The organism is Pseudomonas qingdaonensis, from assembly GCF_018398475.1.
Taxonomy (GTDB): domain Bacteria; phylum Pseudomonadota; class Gammaproteobacteria; order Pseudomonadales; family Pseudomonadaceae; genus Aquipseudomonas; species Aquipseudomonas palmensis.
On record NZ_CP074676.1, the window covers coordinates 5,486,176 to 5,498,226 of the forward strand.

Below are 12,051 nucleotides of genomic sequence, written 5' to 3' on the forward strand. Positions count from 1 at the left end.
TTACAGGGGCTTGACGATGAACAGGCCGTCGTCGTGGCCGTGTTCCGAACCGCCGTAGACCTGCTCGGCGACCGTGCGAAGGGGGCTGCCGCGGGCCGCCAGGATCTGGTCCATGGCGCCGGCGAACCAGCCGGTGAACATGTAGTCGACCTTGCGCCCGACCTTGCCGTACACATAGACGAAGGCCGAGTGTTCGAGCCTGACGCTGGCGGTACCCCTGTCGAGGTCGATGTCCTGGATCGTGAACAGCCCCCAGCCGCGTTGCGACAGGCGCTTCATGTAGTGCTCGAACACCGCCACGCCCTGCAGGCCGTGGCATTCGGCCTCCTTCTCGCACCAGTGCCAGGCCGACTTGTAGCCGGCCTTGTACAGAATCTCGGCGTAGGCGTCGGCGCCCAACACCTCTTCAATGCCCATGTGGTTGTTGACGAAGAAATGTCGCGGCACGTACAGCATCGGCAGCGCGTCGCTGGTCCACACACCGGTTTCGCTGTCGACTTCGATGGGCAATTGCGGGGCGATCTTGGCCATGGAAACTGAACTCCATAAAAGAAAAAGGATGCGGCTGGGTGAGGCGTGGGGTTACTCGCCCCAGACGTCTTTCAGGACATTGACCCAGTTCTCGCCCATGATCTTGCGCACCACCCGCTCGGGGTGGCCGCGCTTGAGCAGGGTTTCGGTGAGGTTGGGAAATTCGCCCACGGTGCGGATGCCCAGCGGGTTGATGATCTTGCCGAAGCTGGTGAGGCGGCGCGCATAGCCCTTGTCGTGGGTCAGGTACTCGAAGAAGTCCTGGCCGTGGCCCTGGGTGAAGTCGGTGCCGATGCCGATGGCGTCTTCACCCACCAGGTTCATCGTGTATTCGATGGCCTCGGCGTAGTCGTCGATGGTCGCGTCGATACCCTTGGCCAGAAACGGCGCGAACATGGTCACGCCGACAAAGCCGCCATGGTCGGCGATGAACTTCAACTCGGCATCGGACTTGTTGCGCGGGTGCTCCTTGAGCCCGGAGGGCAGGCAGTGGGAATAGCACACCGGCTTTTTCGATTCGAGGATGACTTCCTCGCTGGTTCGGGAGCCGACGTGGGACAGGTCGCACATGACCCCCACGCGGTTCATCTCGGCGACGATTTCGCGACCGAAGCCGGACAACCCGCCGTCGCGCTCATAGCAGCCGGTACCCACCAGGTTCTGGGTGTTGTAGCACATCTGCACGATGCCCACGCCCAGCTGCTTGAAGATCTCCACGTAGCCGAGCTGGTCCTCGAAGGCATGGGCGTTCTGGAAGCCGAAGAGGATGCCGGTCTTGCCCTGCTCCTTGGCCTTGCGGATGTCGGCGGTGGTGCGTACCGGCAGTACCAGGTCGCTGTTTTCGCGAATCAGCTTCTGGCTGGCGACGATGCTGTTGATGGTGGCCTGAAAGCCCTCCCACACCGAGACAGTGCAGTTGGCGGCAGTGAGGCCGCCCTTGCGCATGTCCTCGAACAGCTCGCGGTTCCACTTGGCGATGATCAGCCCGTCGATAACGATGCTGTCTGCGTGCAATTCGGCCGGGCTCATCAGGCTGTCCCCTTGTATGACGTTGCGGCGCCGAATCGTCTGCCGGCGCTTTGGGGCCAGCATATGCCTAGGCGCCAGGTCGCCAGGATGCAAAAACGACAGGGGAATTGCCGAAAACGTCAAGGTGCGACAAAGGCCGGCATGGCCATTGGCCGTTGGCCGCTTTCGCGACGCGCAAGAATCGGCTCAAATAGCGGTTTGCCCGACGCCCGCCCGGCGTCGTGTTCAGACAAGGAATGCCAGACCATGCTGACGTCGATCGAACAGGACGGCCACGTCCTTCACCTGCGCACGCGGGAAAGCTTCAACCTGTTCGACATTGATTCGGTGTCGCTGATCATCGGGCCCAACGGGTCGGGCAAGAGCCGCTTTCTGCAGCGCACGGTAGAGCAGTTCGCCAGCCGCAGGCTGCCGGATTTCGGCAGTGACTGCCAACTGGTGTTCAACTATGTCGATCAGCGCAAGCCTCAGGACTGGGGCGTTGTGTATTACACGCCGGTGCAGAACCGGATCGCCTTTCGCGCGCAGAAGCACTTTGTCGATGCATCACAGCGTCGGGAGCAGGATCTGCTTCAACTGTATGAACACCGCGAAATCATCGAGAGCTTCGGGCTGAAGATAAACCTGCTGGTCAAATTGCGTGCAGATGAAAAAAAGGTCGGTGATTTTCTGGCCTTGGCACTGGTGGAGGATGAAAAGGGCCGCTATGCCAGCAAGCGCCACCAGCCGCAGCTGCGATCGATACGCGATCTGAAGGCGCGCCTGGAGCGGTTTTCCGACTTCAACGGCGATCAGCGCGAGCTGACGTACCTGCAGAATCAGTACAAGCGTGAACTTAGCCTTCTGAGTGGCTATGTGCTGGACGACCTGCGCACGAGGGAGCCCGCGGCATCAAACGTCCTGACGGCACTCTGCGCCACGTTCCACCACATGCAGAAACAGAACTACGACATTCTGAGCTACATCGCGCTGATCGACGAACACTTGCCCTCAAGCTACTTCCAGCACATTGACCCTGGCTCCTTGCAACAAAAGAAACACGTGGGAAGCCGCCGCCTGTTCAGGTACATCCTCGAACGCCTGGACAACTTCGCATTCGAAAAAGGCCCACGTGGCGTGTACCAGTACGCCTTGACCAATGAGCAGGAGCGCCTGCATTTTGCCTCGGATCGGGAAGGGCCGTTCGAAATGGTCCTGCCTGGCATGAGCTCCGGCCAATGGGCGATCTTCAACCAGATCATTTCCCTGTACGAAGCGATCAAGCGCCTGGCCGCGCCGCCAGCCGGCAACCGCGCCTCCCCGCGCGAGCCGATCACCAAACTGCTGGTGCTGATCGATGAAGGCGACGCCTTTTTGCACCTGGCGTGGCAACGCAAGTACATCTGGCAAATGAACAAATTTCTCAGCGAGTGCAAGCACACCTTCGGACTGACCCTCCTGCAATTGATCATCGCCTCCCATTCCCCGCTGCTGGCTTCCGATGTGCCCGGCGAATTTGTGTGCCAGTTGAACCTGGAGGACCACGCGCAAAACAAAGGCCGGGCCGCGAGCAACGATGACTTCATCGAGCCCGACACCACCTCGCCCTCCTTTGCCGCACCGCTGCACGCCATCCTCAACCGCTCCTTCGGCGCTGTCACTATCGGCGAATTCGCCGTGCGCCGGATTAATGCCGCGATTGCCGCGCTGAAAGCCGGCACATATGGCCCTCAGGAGAAGTACCTGATATCGGTGGTGGACGACCCGATCATCCAGCGCGAACTGCAGCGCCTGGTGCCGCACACAGAGCACCAAAGCCAATGATCATTTCCATGCCCGACAACTGGCGTGCGGCAAGGCCGCGGCATACGCAGTACCTGCAGGAACGGATTACGGCGTTCGTCAACAACGATCGTCCCAAGGCAAAGAACTGGTACAGCCGCACCTTTGTGGCTGATGTCGAAAAGGCCATCCTCTCGGACAGCCGCGCGCAAATGGAATGGTCCATTCATGAGTTGCTGGACTGTCGGCAGTTCATGACGGATGAGGTCTACGCCGATCTGCTCAGCGACCTCAAGCGCGTGTTCAATTACGACACGTTCAGTGCCAAACCCCGAAAGCCCATGCCTGACCACTGGGACGCCTACGCCTTGTGTGCCAGCTCGCAACTCGCCACCTGCCCGTACTGCAACTACAACTATGCGCACACCCTGTTCAGGGACGGCCAGGGGGCGATGCGTCCAACGCTCGACCACTTTTATCCCAAGGCGCTTTACCCGCACCTGGGCCTGACCCTCGCCAATCTCATCCCCAGTTGCTACGCGTGCAACTCGTCGCTCAAAGGCGAAGCGGACTTCTTCCTCCACAAGCACTTGCACCCTTATTTCGACCAGGAGTCCGTCAACTTCGAGTGCTACCACCCGGAACACGACTTTGTTTCGGTGCTCATGGCGTTTGATGCCATCCAGGGCTCGCTGTGCGTAGAACTGCAGCCCCGTGCCGATTGTGACCTGACCCGCAACAGCGTCTCGCTGTTTGCCCTGCGCCAGCGTTATGCCCGGTTCAGCAAGGAAGGCATCAATTTCATCGCCGCCCAATTCGCTATCGAGGCCCTGTTGAGCAACCTGAACACGGCCAGCCGCTGGGACCCGGGCGAATACCTGGACCTGGAGCAGGTAACGCTGCGTACCCGCCTGTTGCGTTTCGAGCGCTCGGAGTACAGGGAGTACCCTTTGGGCAAGATGTACGCCGATCTTTTCGACCAGTTTCATCGAGGCTGGGAGGACCTGAATGAAACCGCTTAGCGTCGGGCGACGGGTCTCTGTCATTTAGCCTGGCACTGAGCGAGAATCGACCCCCACCTTCCACACACCGGTTGCGAGGATGTCGCTGATGAAATCGATGGTATGGCTGCTGCTGGCGCCGTTGGCCTTTGCCGTGCACGCCGAGGAAAGTGACGCTCCCACCCCGTGCGACAACGTCGAGACGGCCCAGCAGAACTACGCCTGCGCCGCCTACAGCCGTACGGTTGCCGAACGCGAGCTGAACGCCGCCTTCGGCGACCTGCTCGAACGCATCAAGGAACAGTATGCCGGCCAGGGTGCGAAGATCACCGAACTGAGCAGCCGCCTGAACGCCGCCCAGAACCTGTGGAAGCAAGTACGCGACGCCGACTGCAAGGTCGAGACCTTCGACAGCACACCGGGCAAGGAGTACGACGCCGCACTGAACACCTGCCTGGCGCAACGCAGCGACGACCGCTCCGAATACCTGCAGTCCCTTGGCCTGCAAAACTCCGATTGAGGCACCCCATGAAAATCTGCGGCATCGAAATCAAGGGCAGCGAAGCCCTGCTGGCCGTGGCCAGCCTGGACGCCGGCCAGCCCGTGCACGTTGGCGTGGCCACCAAGAAGATCGGCCTGGAGGATGACGAGGATGCCGCCCAGGTAAAGGCATTCGCCGCACAGGTCAGAGCCTTTGTCAGCGAGCATGGCATCGGGCAATTGGCGATCAAGAAGCGCAGCAAGAAGGGCGACTTTGCCGGCGGCCCGACCACCTTCAAGATCGAGGGCGTGCTGCAGTTGCTGGACAACTGCACGGTGGAGCTGGTGTCGCCACAGACCGTCAGCGCCCAGGCCAAGAAGCACAATCTCGAGCTGCCGGGAACGCTGAACAAGTATCAGCATGAGGCCTACAAGAGCGCCTGTGCGGCGCTGCTCAAGCGCGGCTGAGGGCGCCTGCGCACGTCACTGATCTAGCCAAAAACGACCTGTTCATAGGTATGCCGGCCATGCCCCTTGTCGCCACCGCGCAGCGCTCCCAGAATCGGGGCACCCTTCGCCTCGAACAAGGACAACCGCCATGATGCACGCCGATTTGATCGATCAGGACGACCTGCTGGGCCAACTGCGCGCCCTGGGCTTCGAGATGCCTGCCGGCGCCAGCGCCGAGCAGGCCTGCGAATGTGCGGTACGCGGCTTGAGCGCGGAACGCGCCCGGGCCCTGCGCGGCCTGGTGGAGCAGTTGTACACCGGCAGCGCGACGATCCTGCCGGCGGTGCGCCAGGCGATCGACAAGCAGTTGCTGCCGGCGCTGGCGAACCACAAAAGCCTTCACGGTTGACCCCATCGCGGGCCAAGCCCGCTCCCACAGGCGCTTCACTGCCCTTCAGAGCAGCGATGTACCGGTGGGAGCGGGCTTGACCTGCGATGCGGTCGGCCTGGTCTACAGCCTCACACTGGCAAACGTCGACTCATTGCGCGCCTGACTCAGCGCCGACATCGGCCCGGCCAGCGGCGACAGCACCAGCGCCTGCGGCAGCGGCATCATCGCCACCTGCTGGGCCGTGTTCGAGCCTACCCGCTCATCACGCGGCGGTATCCCGAAGTATTCCCGGTAGCACTTGGAAAAGTGCGGCGTGGACACGAACCCGCACACCGACGCCACCTCGATGATCGACATCGGCGTCTGCTTGAGCAGCTGCCGCGCACGAATCAGCCGCAGCTTCAGGTAATAGCGCGACGGCGAACAATGCAGGTACTTCTGGAACAACCGCTCCAGCTGACGCCGCGACACCGCCACGTACACCGCCAGTTCGTCCAGGTCGATCGGCTCTTCGAGGTTGGCCTCCATCAGCGCCACGATTTCCTGCAGCTTGGGCTGGTTGGTACCGAGCATGTGCTTGAGCGGCACGCGCTGGTGGTCCTGCTCGTTGCGGATACGCTCGTACACGAACATCTCCGAGATCGCCGCCGACAGCTCGCGGCCATGATCGCGGCTGATCAGGTGCAGCATCATGTCCAGCGGCGCGGTGCCGCCCGAGCTGGTGAAGCGGTTGCGGTCCAGGGTAAACAGGCGCGTGCTCATGCTCACCCGCGGGAAGGCCTCCTGCATCGCGGCCAGGCACTCCCAGTGCACGCTGCAATCGAAGCCATCGAGCAGCCCCGCACAGGCCAGCGCCCAGCTGCCGGTACACACCGCCCCCAGCCGACGCGACTGGCGGGCCTGGCTCTGCAGCCAGGTCACATGTTCACGGGTCACGGTGCGCTGGATGCCGATGCCGCCACACACGATCACGGTGTCCATCGCCGGCGCCGCATGCATCGCCGAATCAGGAGTGATCTGCAGGCCGTCGCTGGCCCACACCTGACCGCCATCCACGCTCAGTGTGCTCCAGCGATACAGCTCGCGACCCGACAACTGGTTGGCCATGCGCAGCGGCTCGACCGCGGAGGCCAGGGAGATCAGCGTGAAGTTGTCCAGCAGCAGGAAACCGATGGATTGGGGGGTGCGGTTCTGGTTTGGGGTTGCGGAGTTGTACGACGTCATCGCGATCTCTCCTCACACAATGCAGGGTGTGCCTCAGGCTCGGGCTTTTTGTCATGGCCCCGGTTCGATTGCAGGGGCTTTGCCAAACCCAACGCAAATGCCATGCCCAAACTTGAATACGCATTCAACAACACCTGAAAACGACATCGCGATGTGTCTAGTTCGCCCACGCCCGCAGGGTCGCTTTTAAACGCAAAAGGCCGGGCCAAAGCCTGTCTGTAGTCCCGTTGTGAAATTGGGTAGCACTTGTGGGAAGGATGCCCAGAAACGACAACGCGCGGTGTCACCGCGCGTGCTGGAAGGGGTGGCCTGGCCAGTGAATCGCCATCGGCCGGGGCGCGCCAAAACGCAGCGCACGCTCAAAGCGATGGGCCAAAACGGCGCAGCCACGCCTCAGCATTCGATGGCGTTCACCGCCAGGCCGCCGCGAGAGGTTTCCTTGTACTTGTCGTGCATGTCGGCGCCGGTGTCGCGCATGGTGCGGATCACCCGGTCGAGGGAGATGAAGTGCTCGCCGTCACCGCGCAAGGCCATCTGCGCGGCGTTGATCGCCTTGACCGCGGCAATCGCGTTGCGCTCGATGCACGGCACCTGCACCAGCCCGCCGACCGGATCGCAGGTCAGCCCCAGGTTGTGTTCCAGGCCGATCTCGGCGGCGTTCTCCAGTTGCGCCGGGGTGGCCCCGAGCACTTCGGCCAGGCCCGCCGCCGCCATTGCGCAGGCCGAGCCGACCTCACCCTGGCAGCCGACTTCGGCGCCGGAGATCGACGCATTCTTCTTGCACAGGATGCCCACCGCCGCCGCGCCCAGAAAGAAGTCCACCACGCTGGCTTCGCTGACCTCGTCGCTGAAGCGCATGTAGTAGTGCAGCACCGCCGGGATGATGCCTGCCGCGCCGTTGGTGGGGGCGGTGACCATGCGCCCGCCTGCGGCGTTTTCCTCGTTGACCGCCAGCGCATACAGGTTGACCCACTCCATGGCACTGAGGGTGGAGCCGATCACGTTGGGCTTGCCCAGTTCCTGCAGGCTGCGGTGCAGGCGTGCCGCGCGGCGGCGCACATTGAGCCCGCCCGGCAGGATGCCCTCGTGGCGCAGGCCGTTTTCGACACAGGCCTGCATGGCCCGCCACAGGGTCATGAGCCCGGCACGAATTTCAGCCTCGCTGCGCCACACCTTTTCGTTCTCCAGCACCAGTTGCGACACGCGCAGGTCGTGCTGCCGGCACAAATCCAGCAGCTCCACGGCACTGTTGAAGTCGTAGGGCAGCACGGTGGTGTCGGCGTCCAGCACACCGCTGGCTGCCTGCGCCGCGTCCACCACGAAGCCGCCGCCCACCGAGTAGTAGGTATCGCGGTGCAGCTCGCCCTGCTCGCCCTCGGCGATCAGGGTCAGGGCGTTGGGGTGGTACGGCAGGTTCTCGTCCAGCAGGCGCATGTCGCGGGCCCAGACGAAGCCGACCGGCCAGCGTCCGTCCAGCAGCAGGCTGTCGGTTTCGCGCAGCGTGGCGATGCGCGGGGCGATCTGCGCCGGGTCGATGGCGTCCGGCCATTCGCCCATCAGGCCCATGATCACCGCGTTGTCACTGCCGTGACCGATGCCGGTGGCCGACAGCGAGCCGTACAGGCGCACCTCGATACGCCGCACCCGGGCCAGCAGGTTGCGCTCGCGCAGCCCCTGCACGAACAGCGCCGCGGCGCGCATCGGGCCGACGGTGTGCGAGCTTGAAGGGCCGACACCGATCTTGAACAGGTCGAACACACTGATGGCCATGCCGCGTACCTCTGGCTGCTACGCTGAAAAGGCGGCAATCCGCCGGTTTCGCGCATCATCAGGCTTTTGTCAGCGACCACGACGTCTGCAACCGACGCGCTCTTGTCCAGCAGCGCCGCCCGTTGCCAGGGCAGGACCTGCGCCGTTTTTTTGCGGTGCACATGCGCCAGAACCGCGTTTTTCGAGGCCGACGACACTGTAAGCGACCTCATTGGCACTGGATGCGACCCTGCCTGTACTGGATACGACGCACCCGGTAGGCGTTTGATTTTCGCTGTTAGATGATCGGTACCGACTCGATTGCACGGCCCCTGTCCCGTGGGACATCCGAAAAAAACCAGGAGTCCACCATGAAAGGTTCACCCCCGCTGTTGCTGGCCGCGCTGCTGAGCCTGCCGGCGCTGGCCCAGGCCGTGGAGCCCGAGCAGTGCCACACCGTCAACTTCTCCGACGTCGGCTGGACCGACATCACCGTGACCACTGCAGTCACCAGTGCGGTGCTCCAAGCGCTCGGCTACAAGACCCGCACCACCATGATCTCGGTACCGGTGACCTACAAGTCGCTGGCCGACGGCAAGAACATGGACGTGTTCCTCGGCAACTGGATGCCGACCATGGAAAACGACATCAAGCCGTACCGCGATGCCGGCACCGTCGAGACCGTGCGTGCCAACCTGGAGAATGCCAAGTACACCCTGGCCGTGCCCCAGGCGCTGTATGACAAGGGCCTGAAGAACTTCGCCGACATCGCGAAATTCAAGAAGGAGCTGGACGGCAAGATCTACGGCATCGAGCCGGGCAACGACGGCAACCGCACCATCCAGAGCATGATCGACAAGAATGCCTTCGGCTTGAAGGACGCCGGCTTCAAGGTGGTGGAGTCGAGCGAGGCCGGCATGCTCGCGCAAGTCGACCGTGCCCAGCGCCGTGGCACCGACGTGGTGTTCCTCGGCTGGGAACCGCACCCGATGAACACGCGCTTCAAGATGAAATACCTCGAAGGCGGCGACGACTTCTTCGGCCCCGACTACGGCAAGGCCACCGTGCTCACCAACACGCGCAAGGGCTACAGCCAGGAGTGCAGCAACGTCGGCCAGTTGCTCAAGAACCTCTCCTTCACCCTGGACATGGAAAGCACCCTGATGGGCAAGGTGCTCGACGACAAGGTCAAGCCCGACGCCGCCGCCAAGGCCTGGCTCAAGCAGAACCCGCAGGTGCTCGACACCTGGCTGGCCGGCGTGACCACCGTGGATGGCAAACCGGGCCTGGAGGCGGCCAAGGCCAAGCTGACGCAGTAAGCACGCCCCGCGCCGGGGGGCGATTGCCCGGCGCGGGTTGTTTCCAATCCCTTGCAGGTGGACGCTCGCTATCATGCTGATCGATCAAAAAATACCCCTGGGCCAGCACATCGCGGCCTTCGTCGAGTGGTTGACGCAACACGGCGCCAACTACTTCGACGCCTTCGCCGAGGCGCTGGAGTTCATGATTCACGGGGTGACCGGGGCGCTGACCTGGTTCAACCCATTCGTCCTGATTGCCCTGGTGGCCCTGATCGCTCACCTGATCCAGCGCAAATGGGCGCTCACCGTATTCTGCGCGCTGTCGTTCCTGCTGATTCTCAACCTCGGCTACTGGCAGGAAACCATGGAAACCCTGGCCCAGGTGCTGTTCGCCACCTTCGTGTGCGTGGCCATCGGCGTGCCGCTGGGCATCCTGGCGGCACACAAGCCGATGTTCTACACCGCCATGCGCCCGGTACTCGACCTGATGCAGACGGTGCCCACGTTCGTGTACCTGATCCCGACCCTGACCCTGTTCGGCCTGGGCGTGGTGCCGGGGCTGATCTCGACGGTGGTGTTCGCGATTGCCGCGCCCATCCGCCTGACCTACCTGGGCATCCGCGACGTGCCGCAGGAACTGCTGGATGCCGGCAAGGCGTTCGGCTGCTCGCGGCGCCAGCTGCTCTCGCGCATCGAGCTGCCGCATGCCATGCCCAGCATCGCGGCGGGGGTCACCCAGTGCATCATGCTGTCGCTGTCGATGGTGGTGATCGCCGCGCTGGTGGGCGCCGACGGTCTGGGCAAACCGGTGGTCAACGCACTCAACACCGCCGATATCGCGCTGGGCTTCGAGGCGGGGCTGGCGATCGTGCTGCTGGCGATCATGCTCGACCGTATCTGCAAGCAACCGGACGCACCGGCAAGGAGTGAAGCATGAGCATCATTCGCTTCGAAGAGGTCGACGTGATCTTCTCGCGCCACCCGCGTGAGGCGCTCAGCCTGCTGGACCAGGGCCTCACGCGTGAACAGATCCTGAAGAAGACCGGCCTGGTGGTCGGCGTCGAGAAAGCCAGCCTGGACATCAACAAGGGCGAGATCTGCGTGCTGATGGGCCTGTCGGGTTCAGGCAAGTCGAGCCTGCTGCGCTGCATCAACGGCCTGAACACGGTGAGCCGCGGCAAGCTGTTCGTCGAGCATGAAGGCGCACAGATCGACATTGCCCACTGCACCCCGGCCGAGCTGAAGATGATGCGCACCCAGCGTATCGCCATGGTGTTCCAGAAGTTCGCCCTGATGCCCTGGCTGACGGTACGCGAGAACATCAGTTTCGGCCTGGAGATGCAGGGCCGGCCCGAGAAGGAGCGGCGCAAGCTGGTGGACGAGAAGCTCGAGCTGGTGGGCCTGACCCAGTGGCGCAACAAGAAGCCCGACGAGCTGTCGGGCGGCATGCAGCAGCGCGTGGGCCTGGCCCGGGCGCTGGCGATGGACGCCGACATCCTGCTGATGGACGAACCGTTCTCGGCGCTCGACCCGCTGATCCGCCAGGGCCTGCAGGACGAGCTGCTTGAGCTGCAACGCAAGCTGGCCAAGACCATCGTGTTCGTCAGCCATGACCTGGACGAGGCCCTAAAGCTCGGCAGCCGCATCGCGATCATGAAGGACGGGCGCATCATCCAGTACAGCAAGCCCGAGGAGATCGTGCTCAACCCGGCAGACGAGTATGTGCGTACCTTCGTCGCGCATACCAACCCGCTCAACGTGCTGTGCGGGCGCAGCCTGATGCGCACGCTGGACAAGTGCAAGCGCATCAACGGTTCGGTATGCCTGGACCCGGGTGGTGATTCTTGGCTGGACCTGGCCGAGGGCAACACCATCAGGGGCGCGCGCCAGGGCGTCAACGGCATGGCCTTGCAGAACTGGGCGCCCGGCGAGGCGGTGGAGGGGCTGGAGCGAAAGCCGACGCTGGTGAATGCCAATATCGGTATGCGCGAGGCGTTGCAGATTCGGTATCAGACGGGGAACAAGCTGGTGTTGCAGGAGGGGAATCAGGTGGTGGGGATATTGGGCGACAGCGAGCTGTATCACGCGTTGTTGGGCAAGAATCTGGGATGAAGCGGATGGCTTCTTCGCCGGC

12 protein-coding genes are annotated in these 12,051 nt (G+C 63.0%); 8 read left to right on the forward strand and 4 right to left on the reverse strand.

The genetic code is table 11. The features are described from left to right. Both KH389_RS25145 and KH389_RS25150 read right to left on the reverse strand, forming a co-directional pair. A complete protein-coding gene (locus KH389_RS25145) occupies positions 1-531 on the reverse strand; it encodes a 4-vinyl reductase (protein ID WP_054916693.1) in 531 nt (176 codons plus the stop codon). A 51-nt stretch (positions 532-582) separates the two neighbouring features. Next, the gene (locus KH389_RS25150; RefSeq protein WP_043860376.1) at positions 583-1,560 is read right to left on the reverse strand and encodes a dipeptidase; all 978 of its coding nucleotides are present in this window, start codon (positions 1,558-1,560) and stop codon (positions 583-585) included. Positions 1,561-1,806: 246 nt separating this feature from the next. Here KH389_RS25150 and KH389_RS25155 point away from each other — a divergent pair, with 246 nt between their 5' ends. From KH389_RS25155 to KH389_RS25175, 5 genes are all read left to right on the forward strand, one after another. Next, on the forward strand, positions 1,807-3,363 hold the full coding sequence (locus tag KH389_RS25155; RefSeq protein WP_185061955.1) for an AAA family ATPase: 1,557 nt from the start codon (positions 1,807-1,809) through the stop codon (positions 3,361-3,363). 8 nt (positions 3,364-3,371) lie between these two features. Then, the gene (locus KH389_RS25160) at positions 3,372-4,343 is read left to right on the forward strand and encodes a hypothetical protein (RefSeq protein ID WP_116052369.1); all 972 of its coding nucleotides are present in this window, start codon (positions 3,372-3,374) and stop codon (positions 4,341-4,343) included. 88 nt (positions 4,344-4,431) lie between these two features. Further along, positions 4,432-4,842 carry a lysozyme inhibitor LprI family protein gene (locus KH389_RS25165; RefSeq protein WP_213606449.1) on the forward strand — a complete coding sequence of 137 codons (411 nt, stop codon included), beginning with the start codon at positions 4,432-4,434 and terminating at the stop codon, positions 4,840-4,842. Between the two features lie 8 nt (positions 4,843-4,850). After that, positions 4,851-5,270, forward strand: a complete 420-nt coding sequence (locus KH389_RS25170; protein ID WP_043860360.1) for a DUF3010 family protein — start codon at positions 4,851-4,853, stop codon at positions 5,268-5,270. A gap of 130 nt (positions 5,271-5,400) precedes the next feature. Continuing rightward, the gene (locus tag KH389_RS25175) at positions 5,401-5,661 is read left to right on the forward strand and encodes a hypothetical protein (RefSeq protein WP_043860361.1); all 261 of its coding nucleotides are present in this window, start codon (positions 5,401-5,403) and stop codon (positions 5,659-5,661) included. Between the two features lie 102 nt (positions 5,662-5,763). Here KH389_RS25175 and gbdR read toward each other — a convergent pair whose 3' ends face one another. Both gbdR and KH389_RS25185 read right to left on the reverse strand, forming a co-directional pair. Beyond that, positions 5,764-6,867: a choline metabolism transcriptional regulator GbdR gene (gbdR, locus tag KH389_RS25180; RefSeq protein ID WP_043860362.1), complete on the reverse strand. Its 1,104-nt coding sequence runs from the start codon at positions 6,865-6,867 to the stop codon at positions 5,764-5,766. 393 nt (positions 6,868-7,260) lie between these two features. After that, positions 7,261-8,637 carry an L-serine ammonia-lyase gene (locus KH389_RS25185; RefSeq protein ID WP_213606451.1) on the reverse strand — a complete coding sequence of 459 codons (1,377 nt, stop codon included), beginning with the start codon at positions 8,635-8,637 and terminating at the stop codon, positions 7,261-7,263. 350 nt (positions 8,638-8,987) lie between these two features. Between KH389_RS25185 and KH389_RS25190 the strand changes: the two genes are divergently transcribed. The 3 genes from KH389_RS25190 to choV all read left to right on the forward strand — a co-directional run bounded on the left by KH389_RS25190 (position 8,988) and on the right by choV (position 12,029). Further along, on the forward strand, positions 8,988-9,935 hold the full coding sequence (locus tag KH389_RS25190) for a choline ABC transporter substrate-binding protein (protein ID WP_043860364.1): 948 nt from the start codon (positions 8,988-8,990) through the stop codon (positions 9,933-9,935). Between the two features lie 70 nt (positions 9,936-10,005). Beyond that, the gene (gene choW / locus KH389_RS25195) at positions 10,006-10,854 is read left to right on the forward strand and encodes a choline ABC transporter permease subunit (RefSeq protein ID WP_173925098.1); all 849 of its coding nucleotides are present in this window, start codon (positions 10,006-10,008) and stop codon (positions 10,852-10,854) included. Next, positions 10,851-12,029, forward strand: coding sequence for a choline ABC transporter ATP-binding protein (gene choV, locus KH389_RS25200; protein ID WP_043860366.1), 1,179 nt, complete (start codon positions 10,851-10,853; stop codon positions 12,027-12,029). Before choW ends, choV begins: the two co-directional genes overlap by 4 nt. The last annotated feature ends 22 nt before the right edge of the window (positions 12,030-12,051 follow it).

What these genes read in the sequence shown, in the direction of transcription:
- KH389_RS25175 (WP_043860361.1), top strand. Translation starts at nt 5,401, where the DNA reads ATGATGCACGCCGATTTGATCGATCAGGACGACCTGCTGGGCCAACTG.
- KH389_RS25155 (WP_185061955.1), top strand. Translation starts at nt 1,807, where the DNA reads ATGCTGACGTCGATCGAACAGGACGGCCACGTCCTTCACCTGCGCACG.
- KH389_RS25165 (WP_213606449.1), top strand. Translation starts at nt 4,432, where the DNA reads ATGAAATCGATGGTATGGCTGCTGCTGGCGCCGTTGGCCTTTGCCGTG.
- KH389_RS25190 (WP_043860364.1), top strand. Translation starts at nt 8,988, where the DNA reads ATGAAAGGTTCACCCCCGCTGTTGCTGGCCGCGCTGCTGAGCCTGCCG.
- KH389_RS25160 (WP_116052369.1), top strand. Translation starts at nt 3,372, where the DNA reads ATGCCCGACAACTGGCGTGCGGCAAGGCCGCGGCATACGCAGTACCTG.
- KH389_RS25170 (WP_043860360.1), top strand. Translation starts at nt 4,851, where the DNA reads ATGAAAATCTGCGGCATCGAAATCAAGGGCAGCGAAGCCCTGCTGGCC.
- KH389_RS25185 (WP_213606451.1), bottom strand. Translation starts at nt 8,637, where the DNA reads ATGGCCATCAGTGTGTTCGACCTGTTCAAGATCGGTGTCGGCCCTTCA.
- choV (WP_043860366.1), top strand. Translation starts at nt 10,851, where the DNA reads ATGAGCATCATTCGCTTCGAAGAGGTCGACGTGATCTTCTCGCGCCAC.
- gbdR (WP_043860362.1), bottom strand. Translation starts at nt 6,867, where the DNA reads ATGACGTCGTACAACTCCGCAACCCCAAACCAGAACCGCACCCCCCAA.
- KH389_RS25150 (WP_043860376.1), bottom strand. Translation starts at nt 1,560, where the DNA reads ATGAGCCCGGCCGAATTGCACGCAGACAGCATCGTTATCGACGGGCTG.
- KH389_RS25145 (WP_054916693.1), bottom strand. Translation starts at nt 531, where the DNA reads ATGGCCAAGATCGCCCCGCAATTGCCCATCGAAGTCGACAGCGAAACC.